The sequence below is a fragment of the Pseudonocardia kunmingensis genome (assembly GCF_006716445.1).
Classification (GTDB): domain Bacteria; phylum Actinomycetota; class Actinomycetes; order Mycobacteriales; family Pseudonocardiaceae; genus Pseudonocardia; species Pseudonocardia kunmingensis.
This window is the reverse complement of record NZ_VFPA01000008.1, coordinates 246,279-267,473: the sequence shown is the minus strand read 5'-3', so window position 1 is coordinate 267,473 and position 21,195 is coordinate 246,279. Positions and strand designations below refer to the sequence as shown.

Genomic DNA, 21,195 nt, shown 5'->3' with positions numbered 1-21,195 from the left:
TCCTCCTCGTCCTCTCAGGCGGCCATGTCCGCCGTGAGCTGCCCGGCGTAGGTGCGGAAGTCGACCTCGAGCCGGTAGCGCTCCGAGCCCACGAAGCTCGCCTCCACCCACCGCCGGTGCGCGGCGATCTCGCGGGCCATCTCCTCCTTGCCGGGCAGCGCCACCTCGCCGGTCAGCACCCGCGCGATCCACCGGCCCTGGACCTCGACCAGCGGGATCGTCGGGCCGACCGGCTGCACCAGGCCGGCGAAGTGCAGGCCGGGCACGTCGGGGTGCACGATCCGCCGGTAGAGCCGCGCGCCCCGCTCCGCACCGGCGACCAGGTCCTCGGACAGGAACGGGAACGACTGGTCGTAGCCGGTCGCGTAGATCACCACGTCCGCGGTGACGGCCGTGCCGTCGGTGAACCGGACCTCGCGACCGTCGAGCTCGGCGATGTCGGGCCGCATCCGGATCCAGTCGTAGGCCACGTACGGCAGCAGCTCCTGGCCGATCGTCGCGTGCTCGCGGTGGATCGGGTGGCGGGGCCTGGGCACCCCGAACCGCTCCTGCGGCCCGACGGCGACCCGGGCGATCGTCTTGACCAGGTTGCGGGCGACGGGCGTCGGCAGCCGCAGCGTGCGGGTGAAGAAACCCGACCAGCGGTCGGTCGGCACGCCGAGGAGGTACTTCGGCAGGATCCAGGCGCTGCGCCGGGTCGAGAGGTGGACCTGGCCCGCGACGCGGGCGAGGTCGACGGCGATGTCGCAGGCCGAGTTGCCCATCCCGACCACCACGACCGTCTTCCCGCTGAGCGGCTCCGGCGTCCGGTAGTCGTGCGAGTGCATCTCCTCGCCGGTGAACGTCCCCGGGAACGCCGGGCGGCGGGGCACGCTGAGGTGGCCGTTGGCGACGATCACGGCGTCGTACTCACCGGTGTCGTGCCCGCCGGCGCCGTGCCGGTCGGTCGTGACCGCCCACCGGTCGCCCACCTGCGCCACCGCGGTGACCTCGGTGGAGGTCTGCACCCGCTCGGCTACCCCGAACTCGGCCGCGTAGCGCTCGAGGTACTCCAGCACCTGGCGGGCCCGCAGGTACGCGGGCCAGCCCCGCGGCACCGGGAAGTCGGGGTAGGCGAGGCTGCGGGAGCTGGTGTCGATCTGCAGGGAGCGGTACGCCGACGAGGTCCCGCTGTCGTTGTCGTAGCGCCACAGCCCGCCGAGCTCCGAGCCCTTCTCGAACCAGTCGAAGTCCACGCCTCGCTGTTCCAGGCTCTTCGCCACGGTCACGCCGGAGGCGCCCGCGCCCACGATGCAGGCTTTCATCCACACCCTGCCATTCTCATTCAATTCATTTCTACCGTCCGGTCGGGAGAATATGCAGCGCGCGACTCCGGTGTCAACAGAGGTGCTAGGATCTGCCGCGTGACCAGCGACGGAGCGGAGAACCCGCGGCGATCCCAGATCATCGAGGTCGCCACCGAGCTCTTCGACAGGCGCGGCTACCACGAGACGACGATGCAGGCGATCGCCGATGGTGCCGGCATCCGCAAGGCGTCCCTCTACTACTACTTCCGCAGCAAGGAGGACATACTCGTCGAGCTGCACGAGACCCTGATGACCGTCGTCATCCGGCAGCACAGCGACCGCCTCGCGGCCGGGCGGCTCGGGCCGCCGGACCTGCTGCGCGCCATGATGCGCGACGTCATCGGGCTGATGGAGTCCCACCCGGGCCACCTGCGGATCTTCTTCGAGAGCTACCGGGCGCTCCCCCTCGACGTCCGCGAGTCCGTGTCGGCCCAGCGCTCCGCGTACCGCCGGATGGTCACCGACGTCCTGGTCGCCGGGCAGAAGGAGGGCGAGTTCGCGGACGTGGACCCGGAGATGGCCGCCATCGCCGTGCTGTCCCTGATGAACTGGACCTACCAGTGGTTCCGCCGCAGCGGCCCGCTCACGGCCGAGGAGGTGGCCGACCGGCTCTGGCAGATGCTGTTGAACGGGATCGCCCCCCGGTGAGCGGGCTCGGGCCTGCGGGTGGGTGGGCTACCCCCGCGGCGGTGTCGCGGTGAGGTCGATGACCAGGTCGCCCGTGCCCGGCACGGCGAGGTGCCGCTCCGTGACGCGGGGGTCGTGCCCGGGCACGACGACACCGCCCGGCCCGGCCAGCTCGCGCAGCCGGTCGAAGGCCCGGTACATGTCGGGCAGGTCGCAGACGACGCCGTAGGGCTTGTCCTCGCCGAGGTTGGCGTAGAAGTGGCTCGCGTCCGACGCGAGCACCCGCACGCCGTCGTCGGTCTGCACGCGCACCACCTGCGTGCCCGGCGTGTGCCCACCGACCAGGTGCAGGCCGACGCCGGGGGCGACGGCGGCGTCGCCCTCCATGACCTCGACGCGGCCGTCGTCGACGAGTCGGCGGATCGTGGCGAGGTCGTCGGGGTCGAGCAGGTGCGCGAACCCGCCCCGGCGGGCCATGGGCGAGGACCAGAACTCGAGCTCGCGCCGCTGCAGCCAGATCCGCGCCGCGGGGTAGGCGCCGACGAAACCGGTGTGGTCGTAGTGCAGGTGCGTCAGCACGAGATCGGAGACGTCCCCGGGCTCGCGGCCGAGGCGGCGGAGCAGGTCGACCGGGGTGGCGAGGTAGGGCCGGTCCCCCCGGCGCCCGGCCGTGTCCGGGGTGAACCCGGCGTCGACGACGACCGTGCGGTCGCCGTCGAGGACGACCCAGGTGAAGTAGTCGATGGGCCACGGGTCCATGCACCCGGCCGGATGGCCGTAGAAGTGCTCCCCGCGGACCGACGCGGTGCGGTAGGCGTACCGGAGGGCGAAGACCCCCCGGGAGGCTGCGGCGGTCACGACCCGGTCCTCGCTTCGAAGGTCAGCGGCGCGCCGGCCCAGCCCTCCCACAGCGTGGCGACGGCGGCATAGTCGGCCCGCCCGAGCCCGGCCGCGAGTGCCAGGTCGTAGACGCTCTGGGCGGCCTGCGTGGCGAACAGCGGGGTGCCCGACCGCTGAGCCATGGCGAGGGCGAGCGTGGAGTCCTTGCGCGCCGCCTCCAGCGGCATGCCGCCCTCGTACTCCCCGCGCGCCACCCGCTCCATGACGCGATGGGTCAGCGGGCGCACGAGACCGCCGTCGGGCCGCTCGAGGACGGCAGCCACGTCCGCGAGGTCGACGCCCTCCGCCCTGGCCATCGCGAACGCCTCCACGAGGACGACCATGACGGCGTGCGCGACACCGTTGTTGACGACCTTGGCCGCCATCCCCGTGCCGAGGTCGCCGAATCGGGACCAGCCTGCGCCGCCGAGGGCGTCGAGGACGCCGCGGGCCGACTCGACGTCGGTCGTGCTCCCGCCGACGAGCAGCGTGGCGGTGCCGCTTTCCATCTGCGCGACGCCGGACAGGATCGCCGCGTCGAGCACCCGGGCGCCGGCCGGCGCCAGCAGCGTCGCCCACTCACGCACGTCGGTCGGCAGGACCGTGCTCGTCTCGACGACGAGGGTGCCCTGGCTGATCGTGCCGGCCAGGTCGCCGAGCACCGACCGGGACACGGCGGGGTTCGGCAGGCACAGCACGATCGTGTCGCAGGCGGCGAGGTCGTCGAGCCGGTCGGTGGTGGTGACCCGCTCGTGCGCCTCCGCCATGGCGCGCCGCTCCACGGAGATGTCGTACGCGAGGACGTCGTGCGCCGTCGCCAGGCGGCCCGCCACGGGCAGGCCCATCTGGCCGAGGCCGCAGAGGGCGATCCGGGTGGTGGTCATGCCGGCCTCCGTCATGCCTTGATCGCGAACGGGTCCCGGACCTCGTCGGAGAGGTCGATGAGCACGTTCTTGGTGTGCAGGTACTCGTCGATGGCCTCGACGCCGCGCTCCCGCCCGTACCCGGACTTCTTCACGCCGCCGAAGGGGGCCTGTGCGGCGCTGTAGCGGTAGGTGTTCACCCAGACCGTGCCCGCGGCGAGCTCGCGCGCGACCCGGTGTGCGCGGGAGACATCCGAGGTCCAGATGCCGCTGGCCAGCCCGTACTCGGTCCCGTTGGCGATGGCGAGGGCCTCCTCCTCGTCGGCGAACCGGTGGGTGGCGAGCACGGGTCCGAAGACCTCCTGCTGGGCGAGGTCCGACGCCGGATCGACGTGCGCGAAGACCGTCGGCTCGACGAAGGAGCCGCGGGCGAGGTCGGCGTCGTCGGGAATGCCACCGCCGGTCAGCAGCTGCGCACCGTCGGTGCGGGCGCGGCCGATGCGGTCGAGGATCCGCATCCGCTGCGCCTGGCTCGCCACCGGGCCCATCTGGGTGGCGTCGTCGGTCGGGTCGCCGAGCACGATGCGACGGGCGGTCTCGGCGACCTGCTCGACGAGCCGGTCGTGGACTCGCTCGTGCACCAGCAGCCGGCTGCCGGCGATGCAGGTCTGGCCACCGGCGGCGAAGATGCCGGCCACCGCCCCGGGTAGCGCCCGCTCGAGGTCCGCGTCGTCGAAGACGATGTTGGCGGACTTGCCGCCCAGCTCCAGCGTCACCGGGACGAGCGCCGCCGTCGCGGCGCGCTGGATCGCCTGACCGGTCTCGACGGAGCCGGTGAAGCTGATCCGGCCCAGCCGGGGGTCGGTGGTGAGCGCGACGCCGGCCTCCGCGCCGCCGGTGACGATGTTGACCACTCCGTCGGGGAAGCCCGCCTCGGTCACCAGCTCGGCCATCCGCAGTGTGGTCAGCGGAGCCAGCTCGCTCGGCTTGACCACGACGGTGCAGCCGGCGGCCAGGGCCGGGGCGAGCTTGTTGGCCAACAGCTGCATGGGCGAGTTCCAGGCGGTGATCAGCGCGGCGACGCCGACCGGCTCGCGCACCGTGTAGTCGAACGTGTCCCACGCGTCGAGCGGCACCGTACGGCCGTGGATCTTGTCGGCGAGTCCGGCGAAGAAGCGGTAGTTGCGGGCCGCGAACCGGGCCTGCGTGCGGGTCTCCCGCAGGAGCTTGCCGTTGTCCGAGGTCTCCAGCAGTGCCAACTCCTCGGCGTCCCGTTCGAGGAGGTCGGCGAGGAGGTGCATGAGCCGGGCGCGCTCGGCGCCGGAGGTGCGTCGCCAGGCCCGGAAGGCGTCCGTCGCCGCGGTGACGGCGTCGTGGACCTGGTCGGCCGTGGCGTCGGCGATCCGGCCGAGCTCCCGGCCGTCGACGGGACTGGTGACCGCCATCGACGTGGCGGGGTCGACCGCGGGCCGGCCGCCGCCGATGAGCATCCGGGTGTCAGTCACGGGGTCCTCCGAGGTGCTGGAGCGCACGGGCGAGATGGGGCGCGAACGCGGCCGGGTTCTCGCAGATGGGGAAGTGGCCGAGACCGGGCATCTCCCAGAACACCGCGCCCGGTATCCGCGTGGCGGTCTGCTCGGACATCCTCGGCGTGCACGAGTAGTCGTACTCCCCGGTCATCATCACCACCGGGCAGGTGGCGGTGTCGATGTGCGGCACCTTCTCGGTGCCGTCCCAGTCGCCGCTGTAGAAGTCGATGTCCCCGGCGAACGCGCCCGCACCGCCCTGCGAGTAGGTCCAGAGGATGTCCTCCCGGCAGGACCGCGGGCTGCGGGGGGCGATCAGTCCGGCGATCCACTCGGGCACGAAGGTCGCGGTGTCGACGCGTGGGTCGCGAGCCCACGGCGTGGTCCGGCCGGGCACCTTCTCGCTCGCCTCACAGGCGATCACGCCGCGGAACGCCTCCGGCGCCCGGTAGGCCATCTCGAGGCAGACCTCGCCCGCCATGGAGGCACCCAGCAGGATCGGGCGGTCGAGGCCGAGCGCCCGGACGACCGCGAGGATCGTGTCGCCGTACCGGGACGTCGTCAGCGTCCACGACCCGATCGGGCCCGGCAGCCGGCCGGACGAGCCGTGGCCGGGCAGGTCGAACGCGATCACCTCGTGCCGGGCCGTGAGGGCGGCGTCCGACATCAGGGCGTGCGCCTGCCGCGAGTCGGCGCCTGCGGTGTGGAGCACGAGCAGCGGGGTGCCCGTGCCGGCCGTGGCGACGTGCAGGTCCACCGGCGAGCCCTCCACCTCGGCCGTGACGTACCGCTCGCTGATGCGGGAGCGGTCGATCTCCGGGTCGGGGTCGGGCGCGGGCGGGCCGTGCAGCAGCTCCCGGCCGAGTGCCAGGACCCGGTGGACGATCCGGGCGTGCTGCGCGTACGCGCGTTCGTCCCCCTCGACGAGGGTGCCCGGGACGCGCATGCGCATCGCCAGGAAGTGGTGGTGGCAGGGCTGCGGGTCGGGCGCGAAGAACCGGGCCCACGCGTCCGGCGTCGCCGCGAGCTCGAACTCTGGCGTTCCCGAGCCGAGGGCGAACCGGCCACGGTCGCAGGTGACCACGACCCGCGCCCCGTCGGACCGCACCGCGAACGTCACCGCGGCGTCGCGGCCCGCGACCTGGAGCTCGGGATCGGTGGCGCAGCGGTGGACCCAGGCGGGCGCGTCGGAGAACGGCGTGCGCGTCGCCGTCATGACGCTGCACCGGTGCGGGTCGCGGGCGCGACGTCGTCGTCCTCGAAGCGACGTCCGGGCCCGGTGGCGACCCAGACCGCGACGAACGTGAGCAGCGACACGAAGATGACGTACGGCGGGATCGCGACGGCCGCGCCGGCACCGGTCGCGACCAGCGCGGTCAGGATCAGCGGGGCGAACCCGCCACCGAGGATGCCGCCGATCTGGTACCCGAGCGACGCGCCGCTGTAGCGGACCTCGGGCGAGAAGAGCTCGGCGAAGAGCGTCGCCAGCGGCCCGTACATGAGCGGGTGGATGAACGAGAGGCCCACGACGGAGGTGATGCCCAGGACGACGGCGGAATCGGCCGCCTCGTTGACGAGGAAGAACGGGTAGGCGTAGAGCGCGAGGAGCACCGTGCCGGTGAGGAACACCGTGCGACGGCCGAACCGGTCGGACAACGCCGCGGCCACCGGGGTGGTGACGATCGCGATCGTGCCGGCGATCGCGACGATCGTCAGCACGACGGGACGCTCGATCCCCAGCTCGGTGGTGGCGTAGGTGAGCATGAAGGTCGCGAACAGGTAGAAGTTCACGAACGGCGCGAGACAGGTCGCGATGGCGAGCAGGATGTTGAGCGGGTGCCGGCGGATCGCGTCGAGCAGCGGCATCGAGGACGTCCGTCCGGCCTTCTCCACGGCGGTGAAGGCAGGGCTCTCGACGACGCGCAGCCGGATGAACAGGCCCACGACCACCAGCACCGCGCTGAACAGGAACGGCAGGCGCCAGCCCCAGGAGGTGAACTGCTCGCTCGGGAGGAGGGAGACCAGGCCGAACGCCAGTGTGGACAGCACCAGGCCCGCCGGTGATCCCGTCTGCGTCCAACTGCCGGCCAGGCCGCGCCGCCCCTTCTCGGCGTGCTCGACCGACATGAGCACCGCGCCGCCCCACTCACCGCCGACGGCGAAGCCCTGGAGCAGGCGCAGCACGATGAGCAGGATCGGAGCAGCCACGCCGATCTGCCCGTAGGTGGGCAGGAGGCCGATGAGGGTCGTCGCGACGCCCATCCCGACCAGGCTCCAGATGAGCATCTTCTTGCGGCCGAGGCGATCCCCGAAATGACCGAAGACGACGCCACCGATCGGCCGGGCGAGGAACCCGGCGGCGAAGGTGCCGAACGCGGCGATGGTGCCGACGGCGGGGTCGAAGGACGGGAAGAACAGCTGGTTGAAGATCAGCGCCGCTGCGGTGCCGTAGAGGTAGAAGTCGTACCACTCGATCGCCGTGCCGATGAAGCTCGCACGGACGACCCGGCGCCGCATCCGTGCCGTGCCGACGTCCATGCCCGGCGTTGCGTTCTGCGTCATCGTCGACCTTCCCGCGGCATCGTCACCGCTGGACGCTTCGAGCTCAGTGTGTACCTTTGTATACAGTGCCGGTTCCGCGACGGCAAGCAGGACCGAGGAGCGGAACCGACGTCCGACCACGCACGCTGCGGGACGCGGTGCTCAGGAGCTGAACAGCACCGGGAACCGGTAGAGCCGCCCCGCCTCCGGGTGCCGGAACACCCGGCCGGTCCCCTCCGCCTCGGCGGCGTCGAGCGCGTCGCCCGGGCCGAGCACCGGCGCGACCGGGACGCCGCAGGCGCTCAGCTCCGCGACGACCGCCCGCCCGTCGCGGGTCAGCACGGCATCGGCGATGGCCGCGTTGATCTCGGTGGTCGCGGCTCGTCGGGCAGCGTGCCGCGCCCATCGGGGGTCGGTCCACTCGACCAGCCCCAGCCCGCGCACCAGCCCTGCCCAGAAGTGGTCCTCGATGGCCGCGATCGCCACCGCGGTGCCGTCCGCGCACGCGAACGTGCCGTACCCCGGCCGGCTCAGCGCGCTCGCGCGCTGCTCGGACACGTCGGAGAGGCCGTTGTGCGCGAACCCGCCGAGCCTCGGGTTGAGCCAGTGCGCGAGGCAGTCCCGGATCGAGACGTCCACGCAGAGCCCCCGGCCGGTGCGGTCGCGGTGTCGCAGGGCGGCCAGCGTGGCCGACGTGGCGTACATCGCGGCGCAGAGGTCCGCGACGGGGACGCCGGGGCCCCACTCCGGTGGGCCGCCCGGCCGCCCGGCCAGCGACAGCACGCCTGCGTAGGCGGCATAGGTGTTGTCGTGGCCGGGCTCGTCCGACAGCGGGCCGTGCTGGCCGAACCCGGACAGCGACACGTAGACCAGCTGCGGGTGGCGCTGCGTCAGCCGCTCCGGGCCGAACCCGAGCCGTTCCAGCACCCGGGGCCGGAAGCCCTCGACCACGACGTCGGCGGTGGCGACCAGCTCCGCCACCCGCCGGCGGTCGGCGTCGTCGCGCAGGTCCGCGGTGACGTGCTCCTTGCCCCGGTTCACCGCCGCGAACAGGCCCGGCCCCAGCGCACGCGCGTTGTCGCCGCCCGGCCGCTCCACCTTGATCACCCGAGCGCCGAGCTCGACCAGGTTCTGGGTGAAGAACGGTCCGGGGAGGAGCTCGCTGAAGTCGACGACGACGAGGTCCGCCAAGAGGTGTTCAGCAGTCACGAGGCCCGTCCGAGGCCACGGTGACCAGGGCGTCGAGTACGACGACGCGGGCCTCGTCACCGTCCGCAGGCCGCACCCGCACCGGGTTGAGGTCGATCTCCTCGATCTGGTGGGCGTGCGCGACGACGAGGTCGGAGACCGCGACGAGCAGGTCGACGAACCCGTCGACGTCGCAGGCGGGCCTGCCGCGGGCTCCTGTCAGCAGGGCGTGGCACCGCAGGGCGGCCACCATCTCCTCGGCCTGGGGCCTGCCCACCGGCAGCAGCCGCCGCTGCACGTCGTCGAGCAGCTCCACGAGCACCCCTCCCGCGCCGACCGTGAGCAGGTGCCCGAACACCGGGTCGCGGTGCACCCCCACGATCATCTCGACGCCGTCGGCAGGCACCATGCGCTCGACGAGCACCCCGCCGGTCGCCGCGTGCGGCGCCTTGAGCGCGACGTGCTCGGTGACCTGCCGCCACGCGTCCTCGGCCGCGGCACCCGACCCGACGTCGACAGCGACGCCCCCGACGTCGGACTTGTGCGGGAGCTCGGAGCTGACGATCTTGACGACCACGGGGCAGCCCAGCCGTTCGGCGGCCGCGCGAGCCGCCGGAGCGCTCTGCACGACCTCCCCGTCCGGCACCGGCACGCCCGCCGCCGACAGCCAGGCCTTCGCCCGTGGCTCGGTGTCCACGGCCGGAAGCGCCGCGACCGTCCCCGGCTCGTCGGCACGCAACAGCAGCGGCACCGCAGGTGGGTGCGCCTCGGCGGCGGCCCGCCACCGGCCGTACTCGGCCCAGCGGCGCACCGCCAGCACCGCTTTGGTGAGGCTGCGCGGCGAGCAGAAGCTCGCGTCCGCCAGTACCTGCCACCCCGGGCCGCGGCGGTCGCTCATCCAGACCGGGACGATGGGGACGTCCGTCTGCTCCTGCGCGGCGGCGATGGCCCGCGACGAGGTGGCCGAGCGCTCTGCGTAGTCCAGCGGGATCGGCATCAGCACGAGGTCGACGCCGGGATCCCCGGCCACGGTGCGCAGTGCGCGATCGAACAGACCGGGCTCGGAGATCGTCGTGGCCGTCGTGTCCACCGGGTTGTCGACGGCGGCGAAGGCCGGGAGGTCCGCCCGCAGCGAGGCTCTGGTGTCGTCGGCGAGCTCGGCGGGCTCGAGGTCCGCCGAACCCACGAGGTCGGCGGCGAGTGACAGCGCCCCGCCGGACGCGCCGAACAGGGCGACGCGGGTCCGCGCGGGCGGGGTCGCCCTGGCCAGCAGCCAGGCCACGTCCACCAGCTCGTCGGTGTCGCGGACCTCGACCACGCCCAGCTGCGCCAGCACGGCGCTGTTCACCGCGGCGGAGCCGGCCATCGCCGCGGTGTGGGACTGCACGGCGCGCTCGCCGTAGGCGGAGTGCCCGACCTTCAGCGTGACGACCGGTTTGCCCGCCTCCGCCGCGGCGCGCAGGGCCGCGAGCAGGCGGGCGCCGTCCCGGATGCCCTCGAACAGGGTGACGATCACCCGGATCGCCGGGTCGGCGGCCATGTGGTGCACGAAGTCGGCCACGTCCAGGTCGACCGCATTGCCCAACGACGCCCACAGCGCCGCGCCCGACCCGCGCACCCCGGACTGCAGGATGTTGCGCCCGAGGCCGCCCCCCTGCGTCGCGATGCCCAGCGGCCCGCTCGTGCGGTCGTCGGCGAACGCCGGCGAGAACGTCATGCCGATGCGGTCGGCGAGGTTGGTCAGACCGGGGCAGTTCGGGCCGTAGATGCGCATGCCCGACGTCCGCGCGATCCCGCGCATCTCCTCCTGCAGCGCGCGGCCGGCCTCGCCGGTCTCGCTGAACCCGGAGGTCAGCACGATCGCGAACCGCACTCCCTTCGCCGCGCACTGCCGCAGCGCGTCCAGGACGCCGGCCGCCGGGATGCAGACCACGGCGACGTCGGGCGCCTCCGGCAGCGCGGCCACGTCGGGATGGCACACCCGGCCGCCGATCTCGCGACGGCGCGGGTTCACCAGATGGACCCGGCCACGGAACTCCGAGGCCTCCACCAGGTTGTCCACGGTCAGCTTGCCGATGCTGCCCGGGGTGTCCGAGGCGCCGATCAGCGCCACGGACTCCGGGCGGACGAGGCGCGACAGGTCGGGGAACTCGATCACTTCGCACCCCCGCCGATCGCCGACATGCCGACCAGCTCCCGGCCGATGATCAAGGTCTGCATCTCGGTGGTGCCCTCCGGGATCGTCCCCCCTCGGGTGTCGCGGAAGATCCGCTCGATCGGGTAGTCGCTGGCGTAGCCACTCGCGCCGTGCACCTGCAGCGCCATGTCGGCGACCTCGTGGGCGGCCTCGGTGGCGTAGAGCTTCGCGATCGAGCCCTCGAGCCGTGCGGGCCGCCCCTTGTCGATGGCGTCGGCGGCGAGGTAGCTCAGCGCGCGGGCCGCCTCGATGCGGATCTTCATGTCCACCAGGTGCTTCTGCACCAGCTGGTAGCGCCCGATCGGCTGCCCGAACTGCTCGCGCGTCCTGGCGTAGTCCAGAGCGAGGTCGAACGCCCGCTGGGCGGCGCCGACGGCCCCCATCGCGACGTTGATCCGGGCGGCGCCGAGGCCGGTCAGCGCCGCCTTCAGCGCGTTGCCCTCGGCGCCGAGCAGGTTCTCCCGCGGCACGCGCACCCCGTCGAAGAGCAGCTCGGCGGTCCCGGTGCACCGCAGCACCATCGTCTCCTGCGGGCGCACCTCGAACGGCGAATCGGCCTTGTCGACCACGAAGAGCGAGAGCCCGCCCTCGCAGGTGGGGCTGTAGGTGCGCGCGAGGACGATGCCGAACTCCGCCCAGGCCCCGCCGGTGATCCAGGCCTTGCGGCCCTCGAGCACCCACGAGTCGCCGTCCAGCACGGCCTTGGTCCGCACGCCTGCGACGTTCGAGCCGACGTCGGGCTCGGTGTAGCCGTTGAACGGCCGCGCGGTCCCCGCGAACAGCCGTCCGAGGTAGCGCTCCTTGTGCTCCTCCGAGCCGTAGCGGGCGATGCGCTCGATGGGCCCGTTGCAGATGTTGACCATCGTGCGCAACGACGGCCAGCAGTACCCGAGCTGCTCGATCATCATCGCCCAGGTCACCCGGCTCATCCCGAACCCGCCGAGCTCCTCGGGCAGCCAGCCGCCGAGGTAGCCGAACTCGCGCAGCCCTTCCAGCACCTCGTAGGGGAAGGTGCCGGCGCGCTCGTGCGCGTCGACGGCCGGCGCCACCTCCGTGTCCAGGTAGCGGCGGATGCTCGCGCGCAGTTCGAGCTGCTCATCGGTGAGGTCGAAGTCCATGCACTCCTCCATCGGCCGGGCCGTCGCGCCGTCGCGCGCCCGGGATCCATGGGAACACATTTGCTGTATGCTCAGCAAGGATCTCGGAGAGGAGCTCATCCATGCCCGATCTCGTCGATCTCCAGCGACGGACCGTCCTCATCACCGGCGGTGGCCAGGGCGTCGGCCGCCGGGTGGCGCTGCACACTGCCGAGCACGGCGCAGGCGCGGTGGTGGTGACCGACTTCCGGCGGGAACGCGCCGAGAAGGTGGCCCGGGAGGTGGAGGAGCTCGGAGTGGCCGCGCTCGCCGTCCAGGGCGACGCGTCGGACCTGGCTGCCGCCACCGCCGCGGTCGCGGCGGCCACCGAGCGGTTCGGCGGGGTCGACGTGCTGGTCAACAACGCGGGCAACGCGGGACCGCAACCGACCGAGGCGATGACGGCACCGTTCTGGGAGCAGTCACCCGCGGAGTGGCACGGCTACCTCGGCACCAACCTCTACGGGGTGCTCAACCACGTGCACGCGGTGCTCCCCGGCATGATCGAGCGCGAGTACGGGCGCATCGTCACGGTCATCTCGGACGCAGGCCGGTTCGGCGAGCCCGGCCGCGAGTGCTACTCCGCGGCGAAGGCGGGCGCGGCGGGCTTCATCAGGTCGGTCGCCGCGAGCACCGGCCGGTACGGCATCACCGCGAACTGCGTCTCCCTCGCCGCGACGCGGACCCCGCGCACCGAGCGCGGCCTGTCCGACGAGGAGCGGCTGGCCAAGATGATGAAGAAGTACCTGATCCGGCGCCCCGGCGAGCCGGAGGACGCGGCGAACATGATCCTTTTCCTCGCCTCCGACGCCGCCTCCTGGATGACCGGCCAGACCGTGCCGGTCAACGGCGGCTACTCGTTCGCGCTCTGAGAAGGGGATCGCCATGACGACATCCACCACATCTCCCGTGCTCAGCGAGGTGCGCGGGGAGGTCGGTGTGCTGACGCTGAACCGCCCCGAGGTCCGCAACGCGCTGAACCTCGCGCTCCGGGAGGCGTTGCAGGAGGCACTGGGAGAGCTCGACGCCGACCCCCGCGTCGCCGTCGTCGTGATCACCGGCGCCGGTGGCAACTTCTGTTCCGGGCGGGATCTCAAGGCCGCCGCCGCGGGCGAGCCGATGTACCGGGACCGAGCGGCGCAGCAGTCGGCATTCCCCCGCACCTCGATCCGCAAGCCCGTCATCGCCGCGATCGAGGGGTACGCCCTTGCCGGTGGGTTCGAGCTCGCGCTGTCCTGCGACCTCGTCGTCGCCGCGCGGAACGCCCGCTTCGGTCTGCCGGAGGTGAAGCGCAACCTCGTCGCCATCGGCGGCGCGCTGTTCCGGCTGCCCCGCCGGATCCCCTACCACGCGGCCATGGAGCTGGCGCTCACCGGCGACCAGGTCGGCGCCGAGCAGCTGGCGGCGTGGGGCATCGTGTCCCGGCTGGCCGATCCGGGCGACGCCCTCGACGCCGCACTGGAGCTCGCGGGGCGGATCAGCGGCAACGGGCCGTCCGCGGTGCGGGCCACCAAGGAGATCGTGCGCCGGTCCATCGGGTGGACCACCGAGGCCGATGCCTTCGACGCCCAGCTCGCCGCGGCCGAACCCGCGCTGTCGTCTCCCGACCGCCAGGAGGGCATTGCGGCGTTCCTGGAGCGCCGCGCGCCGGTGTGGCGCGACCGCTGAGCGGGGTCGCGGAGCCGTACTGCTGTCGAGCGGGACCGAGGACAGCAGTGCGGCTCCGACCTGCATGCCCACACTACGATCGGCCGACCGATGTCGGCTCTTGCCAGGAGGAACCCAGGATGACCGGTGCGACGGCCGCGCCCGCGCCGCGCGGTGCCGGCGGGGCGCCTGCCACCCAGCCCGAGCGCACCGAGGCCTCCCGCCGCGCGCTGATCGACGCCACGATCGCGCTCCTCGCCCGAGAGGGCTACCGGGCCGCGTCGGTGGCCCGGATCCAGGAGGAGTCGGGGCTGAGCCGGGGCCTGGTCAACTACCACTTCGGGTCCAAGCTCAAGCTGATGGAGGCCGTGGTCGAGCGGATCCGCACGGCCTACAAGGATCAGACGGTCGGCGAACACGGCCGCGAGACGATGACCGGGCTCGAACAGGTCCTGGAGATGTTCGGCTCGTACCTGAACCGCATGGTGGTCCGCCCCGAGGGGTCGCGGGTGATGCTGGTGCTGGCCACCGAGTCGGTCTCGGACGCGCCCGAGGTGCGCAGCGCCGTGCAGGAGGCGTACACGGGCCTGCGCGAGACGATGATCGAGATGCTGCGCGCGGGCATCGCCGACGGCACCGTCCGCGCCGACCTCGACCCGGTCGGGCACGCGGCGGTGCTGGCTGCCGTCCTGCGCGGCACTGCGCTGCAGTACTTCGTCGACCCGGACGGGTTCGACCTCGACGGCACCCGCGCGGCCGCGCTCGCGATGCTCGAGCGCGACCTCAGCGCGGACCGGGGTTCGCGGCGGCCGCCACCACCTCGTCGATGACGTGCGCACCGTCCGCCGACGCCAGGCAGACGCGGTCGAGCACGCCCGCGTAGCGCTCGGTCACGGCGCCGACCAGTGCGGCGGGCTCGGCGACCACCCCGATCGTGCGCACCACCGCGTCGGGCACGAGTGCCGCCATCGCGTCCCAGCGGCCCGGGTCGCGCGCCACCGACAGGGCGTGCAGCCGGTCGGCCAGGTCGCCCCAGCCGTGGTGGGCGAACACCGGTCGGTAGGCCGGGGTGCTGCCGTAGAAGGCGATCCGCGCGCGCAGTGCCGCTGTGGCCGCGCCGAGCTCGCGATCGTCCCGGCCGGTCGCGACGAGCACGCTGCCGGCCAGCCGGAACGCATCCCTCGATCGCCCGCACCTGCTCAGCGCCGCCTCCACCGCGGGCACCGTGACCGTCCGCAGGTAGCCGGCGTCCGCGACCGGGTGGGTGAGCAGCCCGTCGGCCGCGGTGGCGGCGAGATCGGTCATCGCCGGCCCGACGGCGGCCAGCAGCACCGGCGGGTCGGGGTGCGCGTGCGGCGGCGGGCGGAACGCCGGCGTCATGAGGGTGTGGGAGTAGTAGGGCCCGCGGTGCGCCAGCGGCTCGCCCGTGCGCCAGCTCCCCCAGATCGCCCGCAGGGCATCGAGGTGGTCGCGCATGCGTGCGACCGGTGCACCCCACGGCATCGCGAACCGCCGCTCGACGTGCGCGCGCACCTGCGTCCCGACGCCCAGCACGAACCGGCCGCCGGTCATCGCCTGCAGCTGGTGGGCGGTGTAGGCCAGCGTCATCGGGGAGCGCGCGAACGCGATCGCGACGGCGGTCCCCAGCTCGATGCGGCGGGTCGTGACCGCAGCGGCGGCCAACGGCAGGAACGGGTCGCCGTTCGTCTCCCGCGTGAACGTGCCGCCGTAGCCCCGCTCCTCCTGGTCGCGGGCGGCCGCACCGTCGAGGTCCCCGACGGCCAGCCGGGCCTCGAACCGCAGCTCACCGCTCATCTCCCCGGTCCCCCGAGCACGTGCGCCACGCAGACGGCGCCCACACCGACCAGGTGGGCCAGCCCGTACCGCGCGCCGGGCTGCTGCCGCTCGCCCGCCTCACCGCGCAGCTGCCGGGTGACCTCGGCGATCTGCCCGACCCCGGTCGGCCCGATCGGGTGCCCCATCGCGAGCAGACCGCCGGACGGGCTGACGGCCACCCGGCCGCCGACGTGGAACTCACCGTCGGTGAGCCGCTTGGCGCCCTCGCCCTCCGGGCACAGCCCCATCGCCTCGACGTACTGCAGCTCCTCGATCGTGAACGCGTCGTGCAGCTCCACCACGTCGAGCTCGGCCGGCGCGACGCCCGCCGCGGCGAGCGCGTGGGCCGTGGTGGTGCGCGTGAGCTCGGCGTCGAAGCTGCGGGTGCCGTAGAGCTCCTCGCTGCGCTGGGCGGACGCCAGCACCTCGACCGCGCGGCCGGCGTCGAGGCCGAGCCGGTGCAACGCCTCGTCGGACACCACCAGCGCGGCCGCCGCCCCCTCCCCCACCGGGCAGCACTGCAGCCGGGTGAGGTCGCCCGCGATCCGCCGGTCGTCGAGCACCTCCTCGAGGGTGCGCTCGCGCTGCCGCTGCGCGAACGGGTTGCGCGCCCCGTTGGCGTGGTTCTTCACCGCGACCCTGGCCAGATCGGTGGCGTCGGCGTCGTAGCGGCGCAGGTACTCCTCGGCCAGCAGGCCGTAGTGGACGGCCGGGAAGACCAATCCGTCGTCGAAGCGGGGCAGCCCGGTGAGGTGCTCGGCGCGCACGCCGCGGCCCACCTTGTCCACGCCCATCGCCAGCGCGACGTCGGCGAACCCGGCCGCGACGTCCCGGCAGGCCAGCCGGAAGGCCGACGAGCTCGACGCCGACGCGTTCTCCACCTGCGTCATCGGGATGCCCGTGACGCCGAGGTGGCGCAGCACGGGCCGCGACACCCCCATCCCCAGCCGGGTGGTCCCGGTGTAGGCGACCTCCACCTGCGGCCACTCGAGCCCCGCGTCGGCCAGCGCGCCGCGCACCGCCGTCAGCGCGAGCTCGACGAAGCTGGTGTCGGTCGCCCGCTGGTACCGGTGCAGCCCGATCCCGACGACGTGGACGCGGCGCCCGCCGTCGAGGCCGCTCACGCCGGGTCTCCCGCCGCCACGAAGACGACCGGCGCGCTCTCCCCCGCCGTGGCGGTGACCGTGCGCCCGGCCCAGCCGTCGGCCGGGACCGGGCCGGCGAGCAGCGCCCGCAGCACCGGTCCCTCGTCGAGCAGGACGCTGCCGATCACCGCAGGGGTGGGCACGTCGGGCTGCGGGTGCTCGTGCACGACGACGGCGGCGAGCACGCGACCGCGTCCGTCGAGTGCGGTCTCGGCGAGGTCGGTCCCGGACGCGCCGCACTGCTCGCAGCCGAACCCCTGCACCGGGACCGCGACCCGGCCGCACCGGCGGCAGCGGACGCCCTGGATCGGAGCTGGTGGTGACGTGGCGGACATGGGGGCTCCCGGGGTCAGGCGCCGGTGGGCGCGTGTTGCTGGCCGTGTCGGTGGTCGTGGTGCAGGCAGGCGACGGAGTGCCCGGCGCCGACGTCGACGAGTGCGGGGTCGGCCTCGGCGCACGCGTCCATGGCCACCGGGCACCGGCTGTAGAACGCGCAGCCGCCCGGCGCCTCCGGGCGCGCCGCCCGCCCCGACCGCAGCGCGACGCGCTCCCGGGGCGCGGCGTCGTCCGGGCGCACCGCCCGGGCGGCGGCCAGCAGCGCGCCCGTGTAGGGGTGCAGGGGCTCGGCGAGCAGGTCCTCGGCAGGGCCCTGCTCGATGACGCGACCGCGGTACATCACGACGATCCGGTGCGCCAGGTGCCGGACCGTCGCGAAGTCGTGCGAGATCAGCACGATCGACAGGTTGCGGTCGCGCTGCAGCCCGAGCAGCAGGTTGAGGATCTCCGAGCGGGTGGACAGGTCCAGTGCCGACGTCGGCTCGTCGGCCACCAGCAGTCGCGGCTCCAGTGCCATCGCGCGCGCGATGGCCGCCCGCTGCCGCTGGCCCCCGGACAGCTCGTGGGGGTAGCGCTGCGCCAGCACCGGGTCCAGCGCCACCGCGTCGAGCAGCTCCGCGGCCCGGGCGGGCAGCTCCCGGCGCCCCGCCAGCCGGTGCACCACCAGTGGCTCGGTGACCGCGCTCCCGACCGGCTTCGTCGGATCCAGCGACCCGTACGGGTCCTGGAACACCACCTGCAACGTGCGGCGCAGCGCGGTCAGCTCGCGGCCGCGCACCCGCGTCACGTCCCGGCCGTCGAGCTCGATGCGCCCGGCGTCGGGCACGAGGAGGCGGGCGAGCATCCGACCGACCGTCGTCTTGCCGGAGCCCGACTCCCCCACCACTCCGACCGTCTCGCCGTGGGCGACGTGCAGGTCGATGCCGTCCACCGCCGTGGTCCGTGCGACCGGCCTGCCCAGCAGGTCGCGGGCGAGCACGAACGCCTTGTGCAGGCCCTGGGCCCGCAACAGGTGCTCACCTGCGCTCACCGGCACGTGCACGGGCTTCTCCTCGCGGTCCACGGATCGGGTCGAGCGGGTCACCGCGCCACCTCCAGGTCGAGATCGCCCCGTGCGACGCGCAGGCACCGGGTGGTGTGGCCGTCGCCGACGGCGTCCTCGCCCGGTTCGGCGGTGCAGTCACCGACCGCGAAGCCGCACCGGGGCCGGAACCGGCAGCCCGCCGGGATCGCGCCGGGCGGCGGGACGCGCCCGGGGATCACGTCGAGCAGCGTGCGTGGTGCCCGGAGTCCCGGCATCGAGCGCAACAGCGCCCGCGTGTACGGATGCCGCGGGGCGGCGAAGAGGTCCGTCGCCGCCGCCCGCTCGACCACGTGCCCGGCGTACATCACCACCACCTGCTCGCAGACGTCGGCGACGACGCCCAGGTCGTGCGTCACGAGCAGCACGGCCATCCCGGTCTGCGCCCGGAGCTCGTCGAGCAGCTCGAGGATCTCCTCCTGGATGGTGACGTCGAGGGCGGTCGTCGGCTCGTCGGCGATGAGCAGCCGCGGCTCGCACGCGATCGCCGAGGCGATCATCACCCGCTGCTGCATGCCGCCGGACAGCTCGTGCGGATAGGAGCTCACCCGGCGCCCCGCGTCCGGGATCCCGACGAGCTCGAGCAGCTCGCGCGCCCGTTCCCGGGCCGGGGCGCGCCGCTCGCCCAGGTGCAGCATCCGCGGCTCGGCGATCTGGTCTCCGATCGTCATGGTGGGGTCGAGGCTGCTCATCGGGTCCTGGAAGACCGCGCCCACCGCGCCGCCGCGCACGGCCGAGATCTCCCGCGGCGACAACCCGAGCAGCTCCCGCCCGTCGAGCCGCACGCTGCCCGCGCCCACCCGCACCGCGGCCGGGAGCAGTCCGAGCACCGCCATCGCGGTCATCGTCTTGCCGCAGCCGGACTCGCCGATCAACGCGACCGACGCTCCCGGCGGCACCGCGAACGTCACGTCGTGCACCAGCCGGGGCTGGGCGAGGTCACCGGCGAGGTCGAGGGTGAGCCCCTCGACCTCCAGTACCGCGTCCGTCGTCGGGTGGCTCATCGCGTCCGCCCTCCCGCCACGGCGTCGCGGATGCTGTCGCCGAGCACGTTGAACGCGAGCACCGTGCACATCAGCGCGATTCCGGGCGGCAGCACCGCGTAGGGCGCCTCGAACTGGTTGTCGTAGGCCGCCTTGAGCATCGAGCCCCAGCTCGCCTCCGGTGGCTGCACGCCGAGGCCGAGGAAGCTCAGGCTGGCCTCGACCAGCAGGGCGAACCCCATCAGCAGCGTCACCTGCACCAGCAGCGGCGCCCGGATGTTGGGCAGGACGTGCCGGAACACGATGCGCGAGGTGCGGCAGCCGATCGCGGCGGCGGAGGCGATGTAGGTCTCCTCCGCCACCACGAGAGCCGCCCCGCGGATCACCCGGAACAGCTGCGGCGCGAAGACGATGCCGATCGCGACCATCGCATTGGTCAGCGACGGCCCGAGCACCGCGACGATGGCCAGTGCCAGCACGATCGCCGGGATGGCGAGCAGCGTGTCGGAGATCCGGTTGGCGACGGCGTCGAAGGGGCCGCGGCGCAGGCCGGCCAGCAGCCCCGTCGGCACCCCGAGCGCGATCGCCACCGCGAGGGAGATCAGCGGCGCTGCGAGCGAGACCCGGGCGGCGTGCACGAGCCGGCTGGCGACATCACGGCCGAACTCGTCGGTGCTGAGCAGGTGTTCCGCGCTCGGGCCTGCGAACCGGTTGGCGAGGTCCTGCAGGTTGGGGTCGTGCGGGGCGAGCAGCGGGGCCGCCACCGCAGCCAGCACGAGCAGGCCCAGGTAGCCCGCCGCGAGTGCGCTCGCCGGCCGCCGGAGGCTCCTGCGCAGCAGCCCGGGCCGGGCCGGGCCCGCGGCGGGCCCGGCCCCGGCGGCCGGGTCCGGGGTCTCGATGGTCGCCGTCATGCCGTACGCACCTTCGGGTTGATCCGCCCGTACGCCAGGTCGACGAGCAGGTTGGCCAGCACCACGACCAGCGCCGACAGGATCACGTAGCCCTGGATGACCGGGTAGTCGCGCTGCAGCACCGCGTCGATCGCGAGCGAGCCGAGGCCGGAGATCCCGAAGACCGCCTCGACCACCACCGTGCCGCCGAGCAGGCGGCCGGTCTGCAGCCCGATGACCGTGACCACCGGTATCGCGGCGTTGCGCAGCACGTGCTTGCGCACCAGCCACCCCCCGGACGCCCCGCGGGCCCGGGCGGTGCGGATGTAGGGGCGTTCGAGGACGTCCACCACACCGCCGCGGGTGTGCCGCACGACCTCGGCCCCCACCGCGAGCGACAGCGCGACCGCCGGCAGCAGGATGTGGCGCAGCCACGGTCCGGCACCTTCGCTCAGCGGCTCGTAGGCCGTTGCCGGGAACCACGGGTTGACCAGCGCGAAGAAGGTGACCAGCACCATCCCCACCCAGAAGCTGGGCATCGCGATCCCGAGCGCGGCCACCGTGGAGACGGCCCGGTCGAGCCACCCGCCCGGCCGCAGCCCGGCCAGCACGCCGCCGCTCACGCCGAACAGCACGGCGAGCACCAGCGCCACCAGCGCGATCGACAGTGTCGCCGGTGCGGCGCGCTGCAGCATGTCGCTCACCGGCTGCCCGGAGAACAGCGACTCGCCGAAGTCGCCCGTGAGCAGACCGCCGAGCGACTCGCCGTACTGGACGAGCAGCGGGTCGTTCAGGCCGAGCCCGGTGCGGATGGCGTCGACCTGCTCCTGGGTGGCCCGCTCGCCCGCGACGAGCTCGGCGGCGTCCCCCGGGACGAGCCGGATGAGCGCGAACGTCAGCAGGTGGACCAACCACACGACGAGCAGGAGAGCGCCGATCCGACGGGCGATCCTCGCGACCTTCATCGTGGTCCC

Annotated in this window: 20 protein-coding genes; 4 read left to right on the top strand and 16 right to left on the bottom strand. The window is 73.6% G+C overall.

Features of this window, described 5'->3' with window-relative positions; all coding sequences use genetic code 11:
• Positions 1–14: 14 nt before the first annotated feature.
• Complete coding sequence (locus FB558_RS41825) at positions 15–1,304, bottom strand: flavin-containing monooxygenase (protein WP_142065054.1); 1,290 nt, start codon at positions 1,302–1,304, stop codon at positions 15–17.
• A 99-nt stretch (positions 1,305–1,403) separates the two neighbouring features.
• On the opposite strand from FB558_RS41825, the gene FB558_RS41820 reads away from it, so the two are divergent.
• Positions 1,404–1,994: a TetR/AcrR family transcriptional regulator gene (locus FB558_RS41820; RefSeq protein ID WP_170231811.1), complete on the top strand. Its 591-nt coding sequence runs from the start codon at positions 1,404–1,406 to the stop codon at positions 1,992–1,994.
• Positions 1,995–2,021: 27 nt separating this feature from the next.
• Here the strand turns inward: FB558_RS41820 and FB558_RS41815 are convergent, their stop codons facing one another.
• The 8 genes from FB558_RS41815 to FB558_RS41780 form a co-directional block, all read right to left on the bottom strand.
• Complete coding sequence (locus tag FB558_RS41815; protein WP_246107146.1) at positions 2,022–2,831, bottom strand: N-acyl homoserine lactonase family protein; 810 nt, start codon at positions 2,829–2,831, stop codon at positions 2,022–2,024.
• Positions 2,828–3,736 carry an NAD(P)-dependent oxidoreductase gene (locus FB558_RS41810; protein WP_211367226.1) on the bottom strand — a complete coding sequence of 303 codons (909 nt, stop codon included), beginning with the start codon at positions 3,734–3,736 and terminating at the stop codon, positions 2,828–2,830. The genes FB558_RS41815 and FB558_RS41810 overlap by 4 nt, the downstream gene beginning before the upstream one ends.
• A gap of 11 nt (positions 3,737–3,747) precedes the next feature.
• Positions 3,748–5,220 carry an aldehyde dehydrogenase gene (locus FB558_RS41805; protein ID WP_211367225.1) on the bottom strand — a complete coding sequence of 491 codons (1,473 nt, stop codon included), beginning with the start codon at positions 5,218–5,220 and terminating at the stop codon, positions 3,748–3,750.
• Positions 5,213–6,457, bottom strand: coding sequence for an alpha/beta fold hydrolase (locus FB558_RS41800; protein WP_142065051.1), 1,245 nt, complete (start codon positions 6,455–6,457; stop codon positions 5,213–5,215). The genes FB558_RS41805 and FB558_RS41800 overlap by 8 nt, the downstream gene beginning before the upstream one ends.
• On the bottom strand, positions 6,454–7,803 hold the full coding sequence (locus FB558_RS41795; protein ID WP_142065048.1) for an MFS transporter: 1,350 nt from the start codon (positions 7,801–7,803) through the stop codon (positions 6,454–6,456). Before FB558_RS41795 ends, FB558_RS41800 begins: the two co-directional genes overlap by 4 nt.
• Before the next feature lie 141 nt (positions 7,804–7,944).
• Positions 7,945–8,991 (bottom strand): CaiB/BaiF CoA transferase family protein, encoded by a 1,047-nt coding sequence (locus FB558_RS41790; protein WP_142065045.1) that lies wholly within the window; start codon positions 8,989–8,991, stop codon positions 7,945–7,947.
• The gene (locus FB558_RS41785; RefSeq protein ID WP_142065042.1) at positions 8,981–11,128 is read right to left on the bottom strand and encodes an acetate--CoA ligase family protein; all 2,148 of its coding nucleotides are present in this window, start codon (positions 11,126–11,128) and stop codon (positions 8,981–8,983) included. Before FB558_RS41785 ends, FB558_RS41790 begins: the two co-directional genes overlap by 11 nt.
• Positions 11,125–12,285, bottom strand: coding sequence for an acyl-CoA dehydrogenase family protein (locus FB558_RS41780; protein ID WP_142065039.1), 1,161 nt, complete (start codon positions 12,283–12,285; stop codon positions 11,125–11,127). The genes FB558_RS41785 and FB558_RS41780 overlap by 4 nt, the downstream gene beginning before the upstream one ends.
• Before the next feature lie 101 nt (positions 12,286–12,386).
• On the opposite strand from FB558_RS41780, the gene FB558_RS41775 reads away from it, so the two are divergent.
• From FB558_RS41775 to FB558_RS41765, 3 genes are all read left to right on the top strand, one after another.
• Positions 12,387–13,175, top strand: coding sequence for an SDR family NAD(P)-dependent oxidoreductase (locus FB558_RS41775; protein WP_142065036.1), 789 nt, complete (start codon positions 12,387–12,389; stop codon positions 13,173–13,175).
• Positions 13,176–13,188: 13 nt separating this feature from the next.
• Positions 13,189–13,971, top strand: a complete 783-nt coding sequence (locus tag FB558_RS41770) for a crotonase/enoyl-CoA hydratase family protein (RefSeq protein WP_142065033.1) — start codon at positions 13,189–13,191, stop codon at positions 13,969–13,971.
• A 119-nt stretch (positions 13,972–14,090) separates the two neighbouring features.
• Positions 14,091–14,780: a TetR/AcrR family transcriptional regulator gene (locus FB558_RS41765; protein ID WP_142065030.1), complete on the top strand. Its 690-nt coding sequence runs from the start codon at positions 14,091–14,093 to the stop codon at positions 14,778–14,780.
• Here FB558_RS41765 and FB558_RS41760 read toward each other — a convergent pair.
• The 7 genes from FB558_RS41760 to FB558_RS41730 are packed head-to-tail and all read right to left on the bottom strand — an operon-like array spanning position 14,734 to position 21,186.
• Positions 14,734–15,765, bottom strand: coding sequence for a TIGR03617 family F420-dependent LLM class oxidoreductase (locus FB558_RS41760; RefSeq protein ID WP_142065027.1), 1,032 nt, complete (start codon positions 15,763–15,765; stop codon positions 14,734–14,736). The genes FB558_RS41765 and FB558_RS41760 overlap by 47 nt on opposite strands.
• Positions 15,762–16,910, bottom strand: a complete 1,149-nt coding sequence (locus tag FB558_RS41755) for a thiolase family protein (protein ID WP_142065024.1) — start codon at positions 16,908–16,910, stop codon at positions 15,762–15,764. Before FB558_RS41755 ends, FB558_RS41760 begins: the two co-directional genes overlap by 4 nt.
• Positions 16,907–17,266, bottom strand: a complete 360-nt coding sequence (locus FB558_RS41750) for a Zn-ribbon domain-containing OB-fold protein (RefSeq protein WP_142065021.1) — start codon at positions 17,264–17,266, stop codon at positions 16,907–16,909. Before FB558_RS41750 ends, FB558_RS41755 begins: the two co-directional genes overlap by 4 nt.
• A 14-nt stretch (positions 17,267–17,280) precedes the next feature.
• Positions 17,281–18,351 carry an oligopeptide/dipeptide ABC transporter ATP-binding protein gene (locus FB558_RS41745; protein WP_211367224.1) on the bottom strand — a complete coding sequence of 357 codons (1,071 nt, stop codon included), beginning with the start codon at positions 18,349–18,351 and terminating at the stop codon, positions 17,281–17,283.
• Entirely contained in the window at positions 18,348–19,352 is a 1,005-nt protein-coding gene (locus FB558_RS41740) for an ABC transporter ATP-binding protein (RefSeq protein WP_142065018.1), read from the bottom strand. Before FB558_RS41740 ends, FB558_RS41745 begins: the two co-directional genes overlap by 4 nt.
• Complete coding sequence (locus FB558_RS41735; RefSeq protein WP_142065015.1) at positions 19,349–20,242, bottom strand: ABC transporter permease; 894 nt, start codon at positions 20,240–20,242, stop codon at positions 19,349–19,351. The genes FB558_RS41740 and FB558_RS41735 overlap by 4 nt, the downstream gene beginning before the upstream one ends.
• Positions 20,239–21,186, bottom strand: coding sequence for an ABC transporter permease (locus FB558_RS41730; protein ID WP_142065012.1), 948 nt, complete (start codon positions 21,184–21,186; stop codon positions 20,239–20,241). Before FB558_RS41730 ends, FB558_RS41735 begins: the two co-directional genes overlap by 4 nt.
• Positions 21,187–21,195 lie beyond the last annotated feature (9 nt).

Coding starts and splice junctions, on each gene's coding strand:
- FB558_RS41825 (WP_142065054.1), bottom strand. CDS start 1,304: ATGAAAGCCTGCATCGTGGGCGCGGGCGCCTCCGGCGTGACCGTGGCG.
- FB558_RS41810 (WP_211367226.1), bottom strand. CDS start 3,736: ATGACCACCACCCGGATCGCCCTCTGCGGCCTCGGCCAGATGGGCCTG.
- FB558_RS41800 (WP_142065051.1), bottom strand. CDS start 6,457: ATGACGGCGACGCGCACGCCGTTCTCCGACGCGCCCGCCTGGGTCCAC.
- FB558_RS41795 (WP_142065048.1), bottom strand. CDS start 7,803: ATGACGCAGAACGCAACGCCGGGCATGGACGTCGGCACGGCACGGATG.
- FB558_RS41780 (WP_142065039.1), bottom strand. CDS start 12,285: ATGGACTTCGACCTCACCGATGAGCAGCTCGAACTGCGCGCGAGCATC.
- FB558_RS41775 (WP_142065036.1), top strand. CDS start 12,387: ATGCCCGATCTCGTCGATCTCCAGCGACGGACCGTCCTCATCACCGGC.
- FB558_RS41770 (WP_142065033.1), top strand. CDS start 13,189: ATGACGACATCCACCACATCTCCCGTGCTCAGCGAGGTGCGCGGGGAG.
- FB558_RS41765 (WP_142065030.1), top strand. CDS start 14,091: ATGACCGGTGCGACGGCCGCGCCCGCGCCGCGCGGTGCCGGCGGGGCG.
- FB558_RS41760 (WP_142065027.1), bottom strand. CDS start 15,765: ATGAGCGGTGAGCTGCGGTTCGAGGCCCGGCTGGCCGTCGGGGACCTC.
- FB558_RS41750 (WP_142065021.1), bottom strand. CDS start 17,266: ATGTCCGCCACGTCACCACCAGCTCCGATCCAGGGCGTCCGCTGCCGC.
- FB558_RS41740 (WP_142065018.1), bottom strand. CDS start 19,352: ATGAGCCACCCGACGACGGACGCGGTACTGGAGGTCGAGGGGCTCACC.
- FB558_RS41735 (WP_142065015.1), bottom strand. CDS start 20,242: ATGACGGCGACCATCGAGACCCCGGACCCGGCCGCCGGGGCCGGGCCC.
- FB558_RS41730 (WP_142065012.1), bottom strand. CDS start 21,186: ATGAAGGTCGCGAGGATCGCCCGTCGGATCGGCGCTCTCCTGCTCGTC.